The 17,495-nt window shown below is 75.0% G+C and carries 20 protein-coding genes; 9 read left to right on the top strand and 11 right to left on the bottom strand.

Going from position 1 to position 17,495, the window contains the following annotated elements; all coding sequences use genetic code 11:
* Window positions 1-27: 27 nt before the first annotated feature.
* Window positions 28-1,083, top strand: a complete 1,056-nt coding sequence (locus ACH436_RS10725) for a substrate-binding domain-containing protein (protein WP_430560161.1) — start codon at window positions 28-30, stop codon at window positions 1,081-1,083.
* A 71-nt stretch (window positions 1,084-1,154) separates the two neighbouring features.
* The gene (locus ACH436_RS10720; RefSeq protein WP_430560160.1) at window positions 1,155-1,778 is read left to right on the top strand and encodes a malonic semialdehyde reductase; all 624 of its coding nucleotides are present in this window, start codon (window positions 1,155-1,157) and stop codon (window positions 1,776-1,778) included.
* A gap of 104 nt (window positions 1,779-1,882) precedes the next feature.
* Here the strand turns inward: ACH436_RS10720 and ACH436_RS10715 are convergent, their stop codons facing one another.
* From ACH436_RS10715 to ACH436_RS10685, 7 genes are all read right to left on the bottom strand, one after another.
* Window positions 1,883-2,932: a zinc-binding dehydrogenase gene (locus ACH436_RS10715; protein ID WP_430560159.1), complete on the bottom strand. Its 1,050-nt coding sequence runs from the start codon at window positions 2,930-2,932 to the stop codon at window positions 1,883-1,885.
* Between the two features lie 80 nt (window positions 2,933-3,012).
* Window positions 3,013-3,909, bottom strand: a complete 897-nt coding sequence (locus tag ACH436_RS10710; protein ID WP_430560158.1) for a sulfurtransferase — start codon at window positions 3,907-3,909, stop codon at window positions 3,013-3,015.
* Entirely contained in the window at window positions 3,906-4,436 is a 531-nt protein-coding gene (rimI, locus tag ACH436_RS10705) for a ribosomal protein S18-alanine N-acetyltransferase (protein ID WP_430560529.1), read from the bottom strand. Before rimI ends, ACH436_RS10710 begins: the two co-directional genes overlap by 4 nt.
* A 113-nt stretch (window positions 4,437-4,549) precedes the next feature.
* A complete protein-coding gene (tsaB, locus tag ACH436_RS10700) occupies window positions 4,550-5,281 on the bottom strand; it encodes a tRNA (adenosine(37)-N6)-threonylcarbamoyltransferase complex dimerization subunit type 1 TsaB (RefSeq protein ID WP_430560157.1) in 732 nt (243 codons plus the stop codon).
* A gap of 114 nt (window positions 5,282-5,395) precedes the next feature.
* Entirely contained in the window at window positions 5,396-5,941 is a 546-nt protein-coding gene (tsaE, locus tag ACH436_RS10695) for a tRNA (adenosine(37)-N6)-threonylcarbamoyltransferase complex ATPase subunit type 1 TsaE (protein WP_430560156.1), read from the bottom strand.
* Window positions 5,938-7,191 (bottom strand): alanine racemase, encoded by a 1,254-nt coding sequence (gene alr / locus ACH436_RS10690; protein WP_430560528.1) that lies wholly within the window; start codon window positions 7,189-7,191, stop codon window positions 5,938-5,940. Before alr ends, tsaE begins: the two co-directional genes overlap by 4 nt.
* A 71-nt stretch (window positions 7,192-7,262) precedes the next feature.
* Window positions 7,263-8,264: a pseudouridine synthase gene (locus tag ACH436_RS10685; RefSeq protein WP_430560155.1), complete on the bottom strand. Its 1,002-nt coding sequence runs from the start codon at window positions 8,262-8,264 to the stop codon at window positions 7,263-7,265.
* A gap of 32 nt (window positions 8,265-8,296) precedes the next feature.
* Between ACH436_RS10685 and ACH436_RS10680 the strand changes: the two genes are divergently transcribed.
* Window positions 8,297-8,779, top strand: a complete 483-nt coding sequence (locus ACH436_RS10680) for a glutathione peroxidase (RefSeq protein ID WP_430560154.1) — start codon at window positions 8,297-8,299, stop codon at window positions 8,777-8,779.
* Window positions 8,780-8,870: 91 nt separating this feature from the next.
* Here the strand turns inward: ACH436_RS10680 and ACH436_RS10675 are convergent, their stop codons facing one another.
* The gene (locus tag ACH436_RS10675; protein ID WP_430560153.1) at window positions 8,871-10,466 is read right to left on the bottom strand and encodes a bifunctional ADP-dependent NAD(P)H-hydrate dehydratase/NAD(P)H-hydrate epimerase; all 1,596 of its coding nucleotides are present in this window, start codon (window positions 10,464-10,466) and stop codon (window positions 8,871-8,873) included.
* A gap of 101 nt (window positions 10,467-10,567) precedes the next feature.
* Between ACH436_RS10675 and ACH436_RS10670 the strand changes: the two genes are divergently transcribed.
* The 4 genes from ACH436_RS10670 (at window position 10,568) to ACH436_RS10655 (ending at window position 13,918) form a co-directional block, all read left to right on the top strand.
* Window positions 10,568-10,855: a recombinase family protein gene (locus tag ACH436_RS10670; RefSeq protein ID WP_430560152.1), complete on the top strand. Its 288-nt coding sequence runs from the start codon at window positions 10,568-10,570 to the stop codon at window positions 10,853-10,855.
* 114 nt (window positions 10,856-10,969) lie between these two features.
* The gene (locus ACH436_RS10665) at window positions 10,970-12,073 is read left to right on the top strand and encodes a recombinase family protein (protein WP_430560151.1); all 1,104 of its coding nucleotides are present in this window, start codon (window positions 10,970-10,972) and stop codon (window positions 12,071-12,073) included.
* On the top strand, window positions 12,028-13,083 hold the full coding sequence (locus tag ACH436_RS10660) for an LLM class F420-dependent oxidoreductase (RefSeq protein ID WP_430560150.1): 1,056 nt from the start codon (window positions 12,028-12,030) through the stop codon (window positions 13,081-13,083). The genes ACH436_RS10665 and ACH436_RS10660 overlap by 46 nt, the downstream gene beginning before the upstream one ends.
* Window positions 13,084-13,087: 4 nt before the next feature.
* The gene (locus tag ACH436_RS10655) at window positions 13,088-13,918 is read left to right on the top strand and encodes an alpha/beta fold hydrolase (RefSeq protein WP_430560149.1); all 831 of its coding nucleotides are present in this window, start codon (window positions 13,088-13,090) and stop codon (window positions 13,916-13,918) included.
* 7 nt (window positions 13,919-13,925) lie between these two features.
* Here the strand turns inward: ACH436_RS10655 and ACH436_RS10650 are convergent, their stop codons facing one another.
* Window positions 13,926-14,276: a holo-ACP synthase gene (locus ACH436_RS10650; RefSeq protein ID WP_429764727.1), complete on the bottom strand. Its 351-nt coding sequence runs from the start codon at window positions 14,274-14,276 to the stop codon at window positions 13,926-13,928.
* 25 nt (window positions 14,277-14,301) lie between these two features.
* Window positions 14,302-14,649, bottom strand: a complete 348-nt coding sequence (locus ACH436_RS10645; protein WP_430560148.1) for a pyrophosphatase — start codon at window positions 14,647-14,649, stop codon at window positions 14,302-14,304.
* Between the two features lie 80 nt (window positions 14,650-14,729).
* Here ACH436_RS10645 and ACH436_RS10640 point away from each other — a divergent pair, with 80 nt between their 5' ends.
* Window positions 14,730-15,566: a DUF72 domain-containing protein gene (locus ACH436_RS10640; RefSeq protein ID WP_430560147.1), complete on the top strand. Its 837-nt coding sequence runs from the start codon at window positions 14,730-14,732 to the stop codon at window positions 15,564-15,566.
* A gap of 154 nt (window positions 15,567-15,720) precedes the next feature.
* Entirely contained in the window at window positions 15,721-16,680 is a 960-nt protein-coding gene (coaA, locus tag ACH436_RS10635) for a type I pantothenate kinase (RefSeq protein WP_430547513.1), read from the top strand.
* Window positions 16,681-16,690: 10 nt separating this feature from the next.
* Here coaA and ACH436_RS10630 read toward each other — a convergent pair whose 3' ends face one another.
* Entirely contained in the window at window positions 16,691-17,356 is a 666-nt protein-coding gene (locus tag ACH436_RS10630) for a DedA family protein (protein WP_430560146.1), read from the bottom strand.
* Between the last annotated feature and the right edge of the window lie 139 nt (window positions 17,357-17,495).

Genomic DNA, 17,495 nt, shown 5'->3' with positions numbered 1-17,495 from the left:
ACGGGCCCCTCGCGCGGACGGGACGTCATGTCGGACTTCGTCGTCGGCGTCCTGCTGCACTTCCAGGGGCCGGGCGGGATCTACGGCCCCTCGTGCCAGGCCGTCACGGAGCTCGCGGTCGCCGAGCTCAACGCCACGGGCGGCATCCTCGGGCGCCCCGTGCGCGCCGAGCTGCTCGACGCCGGGCAGCCCGCCGCCCAGCTGCGGCACCGCCTCGGGGCGGCGCTCGACGCCGGGCGCCTCCACGCGCTCACCGGGTGGCACACGTCGGCGGTGCGGCACGCCGTCGTCCCGGTCGTTCAGCGGCGGGTCCCGTACGTGTACCCGGCGGCCTACGAGGGCACCGAGTCCCGGCCGGGCCTGTACGTCACCGGCGAGGTGCCCTCGGCCCAGCTGTTCCCGGCGATCGCCCGCCTGCGGGCGGACGTGGGGGCGCGGCGCTGGTTCGTCGTCGGCGACGACTACGCGTGGCCCCGCGGCACGTACGCGGCCCTCGCGCCGCGGCTGGCCGGGCTCGGCGCCTCCGTCGCCGGCGCGCGGTTCCTCCCCGCGCAGGGCGCGAGCGGCGCGCAGCTCGCCGGCACGCTGGACGACGTCGAGCGGTCCGGGGCCGAGGGGGTGCTGCTGCTGATGGTGGGGCAGAACGGGGTGCGGTTCAACCGCCTGTTCGCCCGGCGCGGCCTGCACGAGCGGGTGGTCCGCCTCAGCACGCTCATGGAGGAGAACATGCTCATGGGCAGCGGGGCGTCCGCGACGACGAACCTGTTCTCCGCCGGCGGCTGGTTCCGCAGCCTCGCGACCGGCGAGGCCCTCGACCTCGTCGGCCGCTACACGGCCCACCACGGCCTGCACGCCCCGGCGATCGGCGCCGCCGCGGAGGCCTGCTACGAGGGGATCCTCGCGCTGCGGTCGATCGTCGAGCGGGCGGGCAGCGCCGTCGTCGCCGCGACCGACCGGTCCGTCGACGGGCTCTCCTACGAGGGCCCGCGCGGCCTGGTGCGGTTCCGCGGCAACCACGCCGAGCAGAGGCTGTACCTCGCGCGCGCCGACGGCTTCGACTTCGAGCCCCTCACGGCGCTGTGACCTGGGCCGCTGTGGTTCATGTCACGGCCGAACGTGGAATCATGCGTCTGCATGGATCTGTTACGGCAACCATGACCGAGACCCTCACGCACCCGTCCTCGTCCCTCGCCGTCGGCGACGACGTGGCGGACCTCCTCTTCCGCGCCGCCCGCACGACGTCCCTGTTCACGGACGAGCCCGTCACCGACGAGCAGCTCGCCGCCGCCTGGGACCTGGCCAAGTTCGGGCCGACCGCGATGAACACGCTGCCGCTGCGCGTGCTCGTCGTGCGCCCGGGCGAGGCCCGCGACCGCCTCGTCACGCACATGGGCGGCGGCAACAAGGACCGCGTCGCCGCGGCCCCGGTCTCCCTCGTGCTCGCCGCCGACCCGGCGTTCCACGAGCACCTGGACTACCTGTTCCCCGCCGTCCCCGGTGTGAAGGAGCAGCTCGCCCCCGCCGCCGACGTGCGCGAGCAGATGGCCCGCAAGAGCGCGCTCATCCAGGCCGGCTACCTCATCGTCGGGCTGCGCGCCGCCGGGCTCGCGGCCGGGCCGATGGACGGCATGGACTTCGACGGCGTCGACGCCGAGTTCTTCGGCGAGTCGGGCTGGAAGTCCCTGCTGGTCGTCAACGTCGGCCACGCCGAGGGCGAGGGCTCGCCCTACCCGCGCGGCCCGCGCCTGTCCTTCGACGAGGTCGCGCAGGTCCTCTGACGACCTCCCGGCGCACCGACGGCACGACGGCCCGGTCCCCCTCGGGGGGCCGGGCCGTCGTCGTCCTCGCGTCACAGGCCGGCATCGCAGGCCGGCATCGCAGGCTAGGGCCGCAGCACGAGCTTCCCGACATGGGTCCGGTGCGCGAGCTCCTCCTGCGCCCTGGCGGCGTCCTCCAGCGGGTACGTCGCCGCGACCACGGGCTCGACCGCGCCGTCGCGGGCCAGATCCATGAGCAGGTCGAAGTGCACTCGCGTGTGCATCGAGGAGCCCACGACCCGCGCGTTGTGAAGGTACAGACGACGGACGTCGAACGCCACCTCGTGCCCGCCGAGCGCACCGGCGACGACCCACCGGCCCCCCTCGCGCAGCAGCGGCAGCCCGTCGGCCAGCAGGTCGCCCGCGACCACGTCGAGGACGACGTCGACGCCGTCCGGTGCGTCGGAGCGGACCTGCTCGCCGACGTCCAGCGCGCGGTCCACGACGACGTCAGCGCCCGCCGCGCGCACGGCGTCGACCTTCCCGCTGCTGGAGATCGCCAGCACGCGCGCCCCGCGTGCACGGGCGAGCTGGACGAGGGCCAGGCCGACACCGCCCGACGCGCCCGAGACCAGGGCGGTCTCCCCCTCCCGCAGCCCACCGCGCTCGATCATGCCCAGGGCGGTGCCGTAGGCGGTCGGCAGGGTCGCGAGCTGGTCGTCCGTGAGGGGCGACCCCGTCATGTCGTGCACCTGGTCGGCCGGCGCCGTCACGTACTGGGCGTACCCGCCGTCCCGCTCGCTGCCCATGAGGCCGACCGGGTTGGCGTCCGGGCCGTCGGCGTCGTAGATGGCCGGGTCGATCACGACGCGGCGCCCGACCAGCCCGTCGTCCACCCCGGGCCCGACGGCGGCCACCTGCCCCGCCACGTCCGCACCCTGGGTCCGCGGGAAGTCGACGGGGCCACGCCAGCCGGACAGCGCCGTCGGGTCCCCCGGCCTCCCGTAGGCGCCCTCCCGGGTCCACAGGTCGGTGTTGTTGAGCGCCGCCGCGGCCACGCGGACCAGCATCTCCCCCGGCCCGGGCGCCGGGACAGGGACCTCGGCCACCTCGAGGACCTCCGGGCCCCCGTGCCGGCGGATCCGCACCGCGCGCATCGTCTCGGGCGTGCTCATCTCTCGCCTCCCGTGTATACAGATCGGTATACACGCGACCGTAGCACGCCGCCTGGCACCACCAGGTGGGACGGGAAACCCTAGGGGCGGTCGCCCGTGGCCTCCGGCCGCGACGGGTCGTTCGACCACTGCGACCAGGACCCGGCGTACAGCGCGGCCGGGATGCCCGCGCACGCGAGCGCCGCGATCTCGTGCGACGCCGTCACGCCCGACCCGCAGTAGACGCCGACGGCGAGCACGTCGCCGCCCGCACCGGATGCCAGGCCCAGGTCGGCGAACCGGCGCCGCAGCGCCTCGTCGTCGAGGAACGTGCCGTCCTCGCGGAGGTTCTCCGACGTCGGCGCGCTCAGCGCGCCGGGCACGTGACCCGCACGCGGGTCCACGGGCTCGCTCTCGCCCCGGTACCGCTCGGCGGCCCGGGCGTCCAGCAGGGTCCCGGTCTCGGCCAGCTCCGCCGCGTCGTCGGCGTCCAGCACGGGCAGGTGGCCCGGACGGGCCACGAGGTCGCCCGGCGCGTGCACGACGTCGCCGCTCTCCAGGGCGTACCCCGCCCGGACCCAGGCGGGCAGTCCGCCGTCGAGGATGCGCACGTCCTCGACGCCGAAGTAGCGCAGGAGCCACCAGGCCCGCGCGGCGGACGTGCCGCCCACGGTGTCGTAGACGACGACGCGCGACGAGCCCCGCAGCCCCCAGGCCCGCGCGCTGCGCTGGAACGACGACGCCGAGGGCAGCGGGTGGCGCCCTTCCTCCGGCGACGCCTCCGCCGCCAGCTCGGACTCCAGGTCCACGTAGACGGCGTCGGGCAGGTGGCCCTGGAGGTAGCGCTCCCGGCCGTCGGTCATGCCGAGCGCCCAGCGGACGTCGAGCAGCACGGGCGCGCCGTCCGCCGGGTCCGGCCCGCCGCTCAGCCGCAGGTCCGCCGCGAGCTCCGCGACGCCGACCAGCACCTGCGAGCGGGCCGCGCCCTCGCCGGTCACGACGCCGCCCCTTGCTGCTCGTGCTGGTCGCGCTGGTCGCGCAGGTCGAGGCGCATCGTGAACGCGTCCTTGTCCTCGGGCTGGTAGTAGCGCCGGCGCAGCCCGATCCGCTCGAAGCCGTACCGCTCGTACAGGGCGAGCGCGGGCTCGTTGTCGACCCGCACCTCGAGCAGCACGGCCTCGGCGCGGAGCTTGCGCGCGCGCCCGACGAGCGCCTCCAGGAGGGCCCGCCCCACGCCGTGCCGCTGGTAGTGCGGGTCCACGCCGATCGTCATGATCTGCGCGACGTCGCCGTCGAACCACAGGCCCGCGTACCCGACCACCGGCTTCGGCCCGATCCCGTACACCGCGATCGCGTCCGGACCCGCCGGCTCGGCGACGACGTACCAGCGGCCCAGCGCGGCGAGCTCGTCGGCGAGCATCCCGTACGTCCACGCCCCGGCCCCGAACAGCACCCGCTCGAGCTGGAGCACCCGGTCGAAGTCCGCGCTGCCCAGCGGGCGCAGCCGGCACGACGGCGCGTACACGTGCTGCACCGTGCGCGGCAGGTCCGCGGCGGGGGACGTGGGCTCGCCCGTCGTGGGCTCGCCTGTCGTGGGCTCGTCGGTCGCGGGTCCCTCCGCCGTGGGGCGCTCGGTGGTCACGCCGGGCTCCCGGTGGCGGGCACGAGGCGGGCCTGTGCCGGCTCCTGCACGTCGGGCCGGCGCAGGTACAGCGGCTCCGTGGGCAGGTCGTCGCCGGCGGCCCGCCGGGCGAGCGCGACACGGGCGAGCACGGCGGCGTCGGGCACCAGCGGGCCGTCCTCGTCGGCGAGCAGGTGCTCGGGGTACAGGGACGCCCCCTCCCCCACGACGACGAGCCGGCCGTCCCCGGGCGCGTCCGCGAGCCGGGCGGCGACGTCGGCCGCCTTGTCCACCCCGGGGCCGGCCAGCGTCTCGACGACGGGCACGGCGTGCGGCCCCTCGTGCGCGACGACGCGGTAGTGCGCCCAGTAGACCTCCTTGCGGCGGGCGTCGGTCGCGACGAGCACCTCGTCGCCCGGGGTCATCCCGAGGTCGGCGACCGCCTGCACCGCGAGCGCGTCGACGCTCGGCACGCCGAGCACGTCGACCCCGAGGGCCAGGGCGAGCGTGCGCGCCGTGACGAGCCCGACCCGCAGGCCGGTGAACGGCGCGGGGCCGGTACCCACCGCGACGGCCGTGAGGTCGGCGCGCGTCAGGCCGGCGTCGGCGAGCACCGCGTCGACGAGCGGCGCGAGCGACTCGGCGTGCCGGCGGCGCTCGTCCGCGGAGCGTGCGGCGAGCCGGGCGCCGTCCGGGTCGACGAGCGCGACGGCGACGGCTGCGGAGGTGTCCAATGCGAGAACTGCCACGGCCTCAGCCTACGTTTCCCGCGCCCCCACCGGGGCGACGCAACGTGCGTGCTGAAATTCTCCTCAGATCGCGGTCATGAAGAACAAATCAGCACGCACGTTGCTGGCGGGTGGTCAGCGCGCGGTGAGGGCGGCGAGGTCGACGTCGGCCCAGCGCAGGCCGACGCCGCGCAGCGTCGCGTGGCGCGTGCCCGCTCCGGGGTCGGCGTCCTCGTCGTCGGGGGTGCCGGCGGCGGTGCCGCGCGGGCGCTCCAGGTCGATCTCCAGCCGGTCGTCGGTGAGCGCCTCGGCCAGCCCGCGGCCCCACTCGACGACGGTGACCGACTCGTCGAGGGACGAGTCCAGGTCGAGCGCGTCCAGCTCCCCGAGCCCGCCGAGCCGGTAGGCGTCCACGTGCACGAGGGCGGGCCCGCGCGAGCCGTCCTCGCGCGGCAGCGGCGGGTGCTCGCGCGCCACGATGAACGTGGGCGACGCCACCTGGCCGCGCACCCCCAGCGCCGCTCCCAGGCCCTGGGTGAGCGTCGTCTTGCCCGCCCCCAGGTCCCCGGTGAGGATCACCAGGTCGCCCGCCCGCAGCACGCCCGCCAGGGCCGCCCCCAGCGCGCGCGTCGACTCCGCGTCCGGCAGGTCCGTCTCCGTCCGTACGACGACGTCGCTCACTTCCGCCCGTCCTTCCTCGTGTCCTCGACCGTGCCCTCGACCGTGCCGAGGCCCGTGTACACGCGCACGGCGCGCGCCCCGATCCCGGTGACGATCTCATAGCTGATGGTGCCCGCCGCGCGGGCCCAGTCCTCGGCGTTCGGCAGCGTCCCGCCCCGCTCGACGCCGTCGGACGCGCCGAACAGGGTCACGACGTCGCCGGCCCGCTCCGTGGCGTCCGGGCCGAGGTCGAGCACGAACTGGTCCATGCACACCCGCCCCGCGACGCGCAGCACCCGGGCGGCCTGGCCGCTGCCCACGCCCACCGGGCCGCCGACGCCGAGGCTCCCGCCCGACGCGTGCCGCTGGATGCCGTCCGCGTACCCGAGCGGCACCACGCCGAGCCGCGTGTCCCGCGACGTCGTGTAGTGGTGGCCGTACGACACGCCGTGGCCGGCGGGCACGTCCTTGACCGTGGCGAGCCGCGCCTGGAGCGTCATCGCGCCGCGCAGCCCGTGGTCGCCGGGCGCAGCCAGCTGCGGCACCGGCGAGTGCCCGTAGACGGCGATGCCGGGGCGCACGAGGTCGTAGTGCAGCCGGTGGTCGGTGAGCACGGCGGCCGAGTTCGCGAGGTGCCGCACCTCGAGCGCGGCGCCCGACGCCTCGACCACCGCGACCGCGGCGTCGAACGCGGCCGCCTGGAGCGCGATCGACGGGTGCCCGGGCTCGTCGGCGCAGGCGAGGTGCGACATCACGCCGACCACCCGCAGCACGCCCTCGGCCTCGAGCGCGGCGGCCCGGCGCACGACGTCCGGCAGGTCCGCGGGCACGATGCCGCTGCGACCGAGCCCGGTGTCGACCTTGAGGTGCACGCGGGCGGGCTCGCCCGCGCGCCGGGCCCCGGCGGCCACCTCGTCGAGCGCCCACGGGGCCGCGACGCCGACGTCGACGCCCGCGGCCATGAGCCGGTCGAACGGCGCCCCCGGCGTCGCGAGCCAGGTGAGCACCCGCGCGTCGTCGGTCGTGACCCCGCCCGCACGCAGCGCGAGGGCCTCGGCGGGCACCGCCGTGCCGAGCCAGGTCGCGCCGCCGGCGAGCGCCGCCCGGGCCACCGGCAGCATCCCGTGCCCGTACCCGTCCGCCTTGACCACGGCCATCACCGCGGCGCCGGGGGCGTGACCCGCCAGCGCGCGGACGTTGTCGCGCACGGCGGACAGGTCCACGACCGCACGCGCCAGCGCGTCGTCGGGGAAGTCGTCGGGCACGGTCAGGTCGGCCGGCGCGGCGGGGGTGTCGGTCGGGACCTCGGACGGGACCTCGGTGCTCACGGTCATCGATTCTCTCACCGCGGGCCGTCGACCCCGCCGTCGCCCGCACCCTCCCCGCCCGGCCACGCGGCGAGCCGGCGCCGGGAGCGGAACTCCCGCGGTGCGCCGCTGAGCGGGTCGACGAACGCGAGCGAGCGGGCGAGCAGCTGCAGGGGCCGGTCCGGGTCGTCCGGCGCGTCCTCGCGCAGCACCGGCCAGAACGGGTCGTGCAGCAGGGGCAGCCCGAGGGAGGCCATGTGCAGGCGGAGCTGGTGCGTCTTGCCGGTACGCGGCTCGAGCCGGTAGAGCCCCAGGCCGCGGGCGCCGTCCCGCGCGACGAGCGTCACCCGCGACTCGGCGTTGGGCTCGCCGGGCTCCTCCTGCGCCCGCACGACGCCGCGGTGCTTGACGATGCGCGAGCGGACCGTCGTCGTGCCCTCCCCGTCGAGCGGCGAGCCCGCCGCGGGGAGCGGGGCGACAGCCTCGTAGACCTTCCGCACGGCGCGCTCCTGGAACGCCGTCTGGTACGCGCCGCGCACCTCGGGGCGCACGGTCAGCACCAGCACGCCGGCGGTCGGCCGGTCGAGCCGGTGCGCGGGCACGAGCTCGGGCAGGTCGAGCGTCGCGCGCAGGTGCACGAGCACCGTGCGGGTCACCCATCGCCCGCGCGGCATGGTGGCCACGAGGTGCGGCTTGTCGACCACGAGTAGGTCGTCGTCGCGGTGCAGCACCTCGAGCTCCTCGAGCGCGGGCGCCTCCGGCTCGTCGGCGGGCGGGTCCCGGTACAGGTACAGGAAGCCGCGCGGCTCGTACGGCGTGCCGTGGTCGACGACGGCGCCCCCGCCGGTGACGACCTCGCCCGCGGCGAGCTTCTCGCGCAGCCGGTCGGCGTCGTGCGCGAACCGCTCCAGCAGGTACTGCGCGGCCGTCGCGTACCGTCCGACGCTGGCCGCGTCGTGGGGCAGCACCAGGCGCGTGGGGTTGAGGCCGTCCCGCACGGGCAGGGGCGGGACGTGCTTGCGCGGACCGGGTGGCACCGGACCATTGTCGCGCGCGGCATGATGGCTGCATGAGCCTCTACGACATCCCGTTCGAGCGCATGGACGGCACCACGACCACCCTCGCCGAGCATCGTGACGACGTCGTGCTGGTCGTCAACGTCGCCTCGCGCTGCGGGCTCACCCCGCAGTACGAGGCGCTGGAGCAGCTGCAGAAGGCGTACGCCGACCGCGGCTTCACCGTCGTCGGCTTCCCGTCCAACCAGTTCCTGCAGGAGCTGTCCAGCGACGACAAGATCGCCGAGTTCTGCTCCACCACCTACGGGGTCACGTTCCCCGTCGTCTCCAAGGTCCGCGTGAACGGGCGGCACACGCACCCCCTGTACGCCGAGCTGAAGAAGACCGCCGACGACGGCGGGCACGACGGCCGCATCCGGTGGAACTTCGAGAAGTTCGTGGTGCTCCCCGGCGGCGACGTGCACCGCTTCTCCCCGCAGACGGTCCCCGACGCCCCCGAGATCGTCGGCCTGATCGAGAAGGCCCTGCCGAGGTAGTCCCCACCCCGCCGAGGTAGTTCGTGCCGCGCCGAGGTAGTTCCCTCTGCGGCGAGGTAGTTTGGCGCCGGCGTCGCGCGGGAGCGGCGCGTCAGCCGCCCAGCAGCGCGGCGATCTCTCCGGGCACCGCATGGGCGACGTCGAGCGCCGCCACCGGGCCGCCCGGGGTGGCCCGGTGCGCGGCGCGGCCGTGCACGAGCGCCGCGGCCGCGGCCACCTCGGCCGCGAGCCCCGGACGTTCGACCACCTCGTCCGACCGGGCCGCGAGCATCGCGCCCAGCACGCCCGCCAGCACGTCGCCCGCGCCGGCGGTGGCCAGCCACCCGGGGCCGTCGGCCTGCGCGTACGTGACGCCGGGCCCGACGACGACGGTGACGCCGCCCTTGAGCAGCACGGTCGCGCCCGTCAGCTCGTGCGCACGGAGGGCCCAGCGCCGCGGCTCGGCCTCGACGTCGGCACGGCGGACGTCCTCCCCGCGCGAGCGCAGCAACGACGTCAGCTCGCCGGCGTGGGGGGTGAGGACGAACCACGCCGGGACGCGTTCGTCGATCAGGCCCAGCCCGCCCGCGTCGACGACGGCGGGCACCGGGCCGCCCGCGGTCCCGGCGAGCCGGCCGGCCGCGGCGGCGAGGGCGGCGCGCCCGCGTTCGTGCTGGCCGTCGTCCTGGCCGTCGCTCTCCCCCTCGTGCGCGGCCTCCGGCCCGCCGGGCACCCCCGGGCCCACCACCCACGACTGCACCCGGCCCGGCGCGGTGACGACCTCGGGGCGGGCGTCGAGCACCCGGCCGCCCACCTCGGCCGACCCCCGGTAGCGCACCATCCCGGCGCCGGTGCGCACCGCGGCGGTGGTGGTGAGCACCGCCGCGCCGGGGTACGTCGCCGTGCCCGCGACGACACCGACCACCCCGCGCGTGTACTTGTGGTCCGCCGGGCCGGGCACCGGCCAGGCCGCCGCGACGTCGGCGGGCCCGAGCTGCCGGACGGCGGACGGGCCCGCGAGCTCCAGGCCGATGTCCACGACGCTCACCGCCCCCGCGAGGCCGGCGGCCGGCGGCAGCAGCAGGCCGGGCTTGGCCGCGCCGAACGTCACGGTGCGGTCCGCCGCGAGCGTCGGACCGGGCACCGCGCCGTCGTCCACCCCGATGCCCGACGGCGTGTCCACCGCCACCACCCACGGCCCGCCCCGAGGCGTTGTGAGCGCGATTTCGGGGACATTGGGCTGGCCCAATGTCCCCGAAATCGCGCTCACAACGTCCGCGGCGAGGCCGCGGAGGGGGCCGCGGGCGCCGATGCCGACCAGCCCGTCGAGGACGACGTCGGCGCGGGCGACGTCGTCGACCACGGCGTCCATGACGTCGGGCGCCGCGAACAGCTCCACGACCCGGCCGCCCGCGCGCTCCAGCGCCGCCCGGCCTCCCGCATGGAACCGCTCCGCGACCAGCACCGCCGTGACCGCCAGGCCGCGGCGCACGAGCACGGCGCCCGCGTGCAGGGCGTCGCCGCCGTTGTTGCCGGCCCCGGCCAGCACCACGACCCGCGCCCCCCGCACCGTGCCCCGGCGCGCCGCGACGTCGCGCAGGACGTGCGTCGCGAGGGCGAACGACGCCCGCTCCATCAGCGGCACCCCCGCCGCGAGCAGCGGCTCCTCGGCGGCGCGGACGTCGGCGGCGGACCAGGCGGAGATCATGGGACGCATCCTCCCGCGGGTACCGCACCGATGCCCGCCGCACCGCACGTTCAAACGGTCCTCTTGACAGTCGACTTTTCGAGGGTGCCAGCATCGGCCACGTGACCTGGGAAGACGCGCCTGACGCCGAGTACCGCCGCATCTCCAGCGACAAGTCGGGCGAGGGACGCGGCGTCGCGCGACTAGGCGAGGACAACGCGGCGCTCGCTGCGGCGGCCGGGCGAAGCGTCGGCGATGCACCGTACGTGGACCCCAGCGTGAGCGCTTCGGATGTCGATGCGGTCCGACCGGCGTTCGAGCGTCTCCTCGAAGACCTCGAAGCGGGGCGTACCAACGGCATCGTCGTGAACTATGCCGATCGTCTCGTCCGCCGGTTCGACGACCTCTAGCGACTCATTGACATCTGGGATCGGGCCGCTGAAATCGGCCGTGCAGTTCGGCCGATCCTCACGGCGACGCGGTCGTATGACCTTCATGTCCCGTCCGACGTGATGCTCCTCGCCATGGACGTCATCGCCGCCGACCAGGAGATCCGCAGGGCCCGACATCGGGCCGTCCGATCCCATCTCGACAATGCCCGGCAAGGCCGAGTCGGCGGAGGCCCCCGGCCCTTCGGCTGGCACGTCGACCGGCGTACCTTGCACCCGGTCGAGTCCACCGCGGTGCAGGCGGCAGTGATCGACGTCATGGCGGGCACCGCAGGGTGGGGGCAGATCGCGAACCGCTGGAACGATTCCGGGCTCCGCACACCGTTCGGCAACTCGTGGATCGCCGCCAACGTCCGTGCGACGCTGCGCAACCCTCGGCTTGCGGGAATCCGGACCTATCGGGGCGAGCCAGTCATCGAGGACGATGGCTCCTACGTCATGGGGCAGTGGCAGCCCATCCTCACAATCGAGCAGTGGGAGGCCTACTGGACCGTCGTCGGGCCGGATCGCGGTGTGAGCGGCGCGCAAGCACCTCGGGACTACCTCCTGTCTGGACTGCTGCGCTGCTCGAAGTGCACCAAGAAGCTGATCGGCAAGACGACGTTGAGCAAAGGCGTGATCTATGCGTGCCCACCCCGTGGTGCGGGCGGTTGTGGCGGAACCTCGATCCGCGGCCGAGCGGCCGAAGCCTTGGTCGAAGAACTCGTCATCCGGCAGCTCGAGCAGGGCCGCACGAGCCAGGTCACGTCCGTCGGGTTCCCCGGAGACGCAGAGCTGGAGGAGATCCGGTCGACCATCGAGCGACTCTTTCGAGAGATCCGGGACGGCAGGGCCCCAGCCCGGCGGCTGACAACGATCGAGGCGCTCGAAGAGCGGGAAGCACGGTTGGTCCGAGAGAAGCACCGGTCGACCACAGGCACCAAGAGCGGAGAGGCAGACGACATCCGCGCTGCGTGGCACTCGGCGCCAAGTGCGGTGAGGCGCGCTGCGATCCTCGAGGTACTACCCGTGGTCGTCGTCAAGCCATCCTCGGGCCCCAACAACAAGGTCGACCCCGACAGGCTGGTTCCGCAATGGGCCCACCGCGACTCGCAGACTAGAGCGGCCCTCCCCCCGGGCATAGGCTCGCGGCCATGGAGTTCGGACTCTTCATCCCGCAGGGATGGCGCCACGACCTGACCGATGTTCCGCCTGAGCAGCAGTGGGAGGTGATGCTCTCCCTCCTTCACTACGCCGACAACGCCGCAGCCGGTGAAGCCGTCCCGGGCGGGGAGTTCGCTTGGTCGTCCGTCTGGGTGTATGACCATTTTCATTCGGTTCCCGTCCCCAGCACCGAGGCGACGCACGAGGCCTGGACGCTGATGGCGGCGTTCGCGGCGTCGTCCCAGCGGGTGAAGCTGGGCCAGATGTGCACGTGCATGTCGTACCGCAACCCCGCCTACCTGGCGAAGGTCGCCTCGACGGTGGACGCGATCTCCGGCGGCCGCGCCCAGCTCGGCATCGGCGCCGGCTGGTACGAGCACGAGTGGCGCGCCTACGGCTACGGCTTCCCCCGCGCGGGCGAGCGCCTGCGCGCCCTGGACGAGGGCCTGCAGATCATCACGCAGATGTGGCGCACCGGGTCCTCCGGCAAGTTCGACGGCGAGCACTACCAGGTCGACGGCGCGCTGTGCTACCCGCAGCCGCTGCAGCAGCTCCCGGTGGGCGACGGCGGCGCCGAGGTGCCGAGCATCCCCGTGTGGGTGGCGGGCGGCGGCGAGAAGAAGACGCTGCGCACCGCGGCACGGTTCGCGCAGTACACGAACTTCGCGGGCGACGCGGAGACGTTCGCCCACAAGTCGTCGGTCCTGGAGCAGCACTGCCGCGACCTGGGCCGCGACTTCGGCGAGATCACCCGCTCGGCCGACTACAACGTGGTCATCGGGGAGAACCAGGCCGAGGTGGACGACCGCTTCGCCTGGATCGAGTCGCACTTCCGCAAGCACGCGCCCGGCGAGCGGGGCGAGCAGGAGATCGCGAACTGGCGGAACGGCCCCCTCGTGGGCACGCCCGAGCAGGTCGTCGAGAAGCTCTCCGCGCTGCGCGACCTCGGCATGACGTACGCCATCACGTACTTCCCGAACGCCGCCGCCGACCGCGACCAGATCGAGCTCTTCCAGCGACAGGTCATCCCCGCGCTGCAGGACTGACGGGGTGCCGCGGCACGAGCTCGACCTGCCGGACGGCCGACGGCTGGTCGTGCACGACGACGGGCCGTCGTCCGCCGACGTCGTGGTCTGGCACCACGGGTCGCCGCAGTCCGGCGAGCTGCTGCCCCCGGTCGTCGACGCCGCGCGGGCGCGCGGGCTGCGGGTGGTCTCCGCGGCCCGCGCGGGGTACGGCGGGTCCACCGGCCGTCCCGGGCGCACCGTCGCGGATGCCGCGTCCGACGTGGCGCACGCCCTGGACGCGCTCGGCGTGCTGCGGTGCGTCGCCGTGGGCGCCTCGGGCGGCGGCCCGCACGCCCTCGCGCTCGCGGCCCTCCGGCCGGACGTCGTGTCCGGCGCAGTGACCCTCGCGGGCGTCGCCCCCTACCCCGGGCCCGGCCGCGACGGCCCGTGGTTCGCGGGCATGGCGGACGACGGCGGCCTGCGCTCGGCCCTCGACGGCCGGGCCGCCCGCGAGCGGCACGCGCAGACGGCAGAGTTCGACGGGTCGAGCTTCACCGCCGAGGACTACGCGGCGCTCGCGGGCGCGTGGGCGTCGCTCGGTGCCGACGCCTCGCGGTCCGGGGAGACCTGGCCGGGCGGGCAGTTCGACGACGACCTCGCGTTCGTGCAGCCGTGGGGCGTCGAGCTCGGCGGCATCGCGTGCCCGACCCTGGTCGTGCAGGGCGGCGCCGACCGGGTGGTGCCCCGGCACCATGCGGACCGACTGGTCGACGCGCTGCCCGCCGCGGAGCTGTGGCTGCGTCCCCGGGCCGGGCACGTGAGCATCCTCACCGCGCTGCCGGTGGCGCTCGACTGGTGGCGGTCGGCGACCTGAGGGCCGCTCAGCCCTCCGCCACGACCATGGCGGAGGCGATGCCCGCGTCGTGGGAGATGGACAGGTGCCAGGCCTTGACGCCGAGCTCGTCGGCGCGGGCCTGCACGGTGCCGCGCAGCTCGACCTCGGGCGGCCCCCCGACGGTGCGGTGCACGGTCGCGTCGTGCCAGTGCATGTTCCCCGGGGCCCCCAGAGCCTTGGCGATGGCCTCCTTGGCCGCGAAGCGCGCCGCGAGGGAGGACGCCGGCAGGTCGCGCTCGGCCTCGGTGAAGAGCTTCTCGCGCAGGCGCGGCACCCGCTCCACCGTCGCCATGAACCGGGCGACGTCCACCACGTCGATGCCCACGCCGATGATCATGCGCCCACTCTAGGTGGGGGCACGGTCAGTCCCCGGCGCGGACGCCCGCCTCGTCCACCGGCTCCACCAGGTGCCGCCAGCGGAACCACTTGCGCTCGAGCTCCGCCTCCAGGTCGACGTCGAACCGGCGCGCGACGAGCAGGAGCTGTGCGAGCACGTCGGCGAGCTCGGCCCGGAAGGCGGCGTCGACCTCGCCGGCGCCCGCCCCGCGGTCGCGCGACCGGCCGGACCGGGCGAGGTAGGCCTGCGTGAGCTCCCCGACCTCCTCGTGCAGCTTGAGCACCAGCCAGTCGTCCGTGCGCGGCACCCCGAAGCGCCGCTCGTACACCCGGGAGATGATCTCCAGCTCGTCGGACAGCTCGCCCAGCTCCATGTGCCGATCATGCACCCTGGGCAGGAAGCGAGGACGGCCCCGCGCGCGAGCACCGCCACCCCGTCCCTAGGCTCGACGCCGTGGCCAGCGTCCGTGTGGGCCTGTCGGGGTGGCAGTACCGCCACTGGCACGGCGCCTTCTACCCGCCCGGGACGCGGCGTGCCGACGAGCTGCGATACGCCGCGGAGCAGTTCTCGACACTCGAGCTCAACGGCACCTTCTACGGGCTCCAGCGACCCTCCTCCTTCCTGCGCTGGCGGGACACCGTGCCGGCGGGCTTCACGTTCGCGGTCAAGGGCAGCCGCTACGTCACCCACCTCAAGCGGCTGCGCGAGCCGCGCACCGCCCTGGCGAACTTCGTCGCGAGCGGGCTCCTCGCCCTCGGCGACAGGCTCGGCCCCGTCCTGTGGCAGCTCCCGGAGCGCGCGACCTTCGACGCCGAGGTGCTCGGCGGGTTCCTGGACGCGCTGCCCCGCACGACGACGGACGCCGCGCGCCTGGCCGCGGACCACGACGACCGCCTCCGGGCGGAGGCGTGGACCGAGCCGGTCGCGGACCGGCCCCTGCGGCACGCCCTGGAGGCCCGCCACGCGTCCTTCGAGGACCCCGCGGCGCTGCGGCTGCTGCGCGACCACGACGTCGCGCTCGTCGTCTCGGACGGCGCCGGGCGCTGGCCGCTCCTCGACCACCCCACCGCCGGACTCGCCTATCTCCGACTGCACGGCCCCACGACGCTCTACGCGAGCCGGTACGACGACGCGCGCCTCGACCGCTGGGCGGACTGGGTCCGTCGTCGGGCGGAGGCCGGACAGGACGTCGTGGCGTACTTCGACAACGACGGCGACGCCCATGCCCCGCGGGACGCCCGGCGCCTCGTCGAGCGGCTCGGCGACGTCGTCGCCCCGTGGCCGCGCTGAGCCGCGCTGTGCCGCCCTGTGCCGCCCCGAGCCGCCCTGTGCCGAGCCGCCCGGGTCGGCGACGGCCACGGTTGTCGTTCCCCGCCCCGCCTCGGGCAGAATCGTGCAGGTGGCACCGCAGTCCTCCGACACCGCACCCGGCACGGCCCAGCCGCTGGGCGAGCACCTCACCCGGCTCGCGCCCGCGTCCCCGTACGTCGACCTCGACCGCGCGGCGTGGAGCCGCCTGTCGGCGTCGACGCCGCTCCCGCTGACCGACGCCGACGTCGAGCGGCTGCGCGGGCTGGGCGACCCGATCGACCTCGCCGAGGTGGACGCCGTCTTCCGTCCCCTGTCGCGGCTGCTCAACCTCTACGTGGCCGCGAGCGCCGGACTCCATCGCGCCACGTCGACGTTCCTGCACGAGGAGCCGCCGCGCACCCCGTACGTCATCGGCGTGGCGGGCTCGGTCGCGGTCGGCAAGTCGACGACGGCGCGCATCCTGCGCGAGATGATGGCGCGCTGGCCGGACACGCCGCACGTCGAGCTCATCACGACCGACGGCTTCCTGTACCCGAACGCCGAGCTGCAGCGCCGCGGGATCATGGACCGCAAGGGGTTCCCGGAGTCGTACGACCGGCGGGCCCTCATCCGGTTCCTCTCGCGGGTGAAGGCGGGGCAGGCGGAGGTCCGTGCGCCCGTGTACTCGCACGTCGTGTACGACATCGTGCCCGGCGAGGAGGTCGTGGTGCGCAAGCCGGACGTGCTCATCGTCGAGGGCCTGAACGTCCTGCAGCCGGCGCGGCCGTCGGCGATCGACGAGTCGACGGTCGCGGTGAGCGACTTCTTCGACTTCTCGATCTACGTCGACGCCCGCACGCGCAACATCCGCCAGTGGTACGTGGAGCGCTTCCTGCAGCTGCGCCGGACGGCGTTCAGCAGGCCGGAGTCGTACTTCCGGCGCTACGCGGACCTGTCGGACGCGGAGGCGACGGAGCGGGCGCTGTCCATCTGGGAGTCGATCAACGCGCCGAACCTGGAGCACAACGTGCTCCCGACGCGCGGGCGCGCCACCCTCGTGCTCACGAAGGGGTCGGACCACTCCGTGCAGCGGGTCCGCCTGCGCAAGCTCTGAGGTCGGCCGGTCAGGCCGCGCGGCTCGTGGGTTCGGCGTCGGCCTCGTCGTCCTCGTCCGCGGGCACCGGCTCGGCCTTGGGCGGCCCGGCGACGCGCTGCACCACCTGGTCGACGAGGACGCCGAGCAGGATGCCCGCGACCACGCCGACGGCCATGGCGAGGAGCGTGTTGTGGCCGAGCCAGGACGCGGCGGCGAGGCCGATGAGCATCGAGTAGATGCCCCACGTCACGGCGGCGATGCCCGAGTAGAGCATGAACCGGTGGCGCGGGTAGCCCACGGCGCCGGCGGTCATGTTGACCGCGACCCGCCCGATGGGCACGTACCGCGCGGCGAGGATGAACGACGCCCCGCGGTGCTCCAGCGCGTGCCGCGCCCAGTCGACGGCCTTGCGGCCGCGGGCGGAGCGCAGGAACGCGAAGCGTTCCGTGCCGACGGCGCGGCCGATCTGGTAGGCGATCTGGTCGCCGGTCCACGCGCCGGCGATGGCGAGGAGGAGCACGCCCGGCAGCCACGGCTCGCCCTCGGAGTGGGCGAGCACCGTGAGGGTGATGACGACGGACTCGCTGGGGACCGGGGGGAAGAACCCGTCGATCGTGGCGAGGGCGTACATGGCCGGGTAGATCCACAGGGACGCGCCCAGGTCGAGGACCCAGCCCTCCAGCTGTACCAGCATCGTCGACAGGTTCACCAGGCAGGTCCCTCGGTTCGTCGGCCGGGAGGCGTCGCTCCGGCGGTCGCACGACGCCAGGTGGCGTCACGGCACCAGCCTAGGCAGAACCAGGTCACCGACCGCATGGGGGAGACCCCCCGTT

The sequence above is a fragment of the Isoptericola sp. NPDC019693 genome, from assembly GCF_044389085.1.
Classification (GTDB): Bacteria; Actinomycetota; Actinomycetes; order Actinomycetales; family Cellulomonadaceae; genus Isoptericola.
The sequence above is the reverse complement of the archived record's forward strand: the minus strand, read 5'-3'. Positions and strand labels throughout refer to the sequence as shown.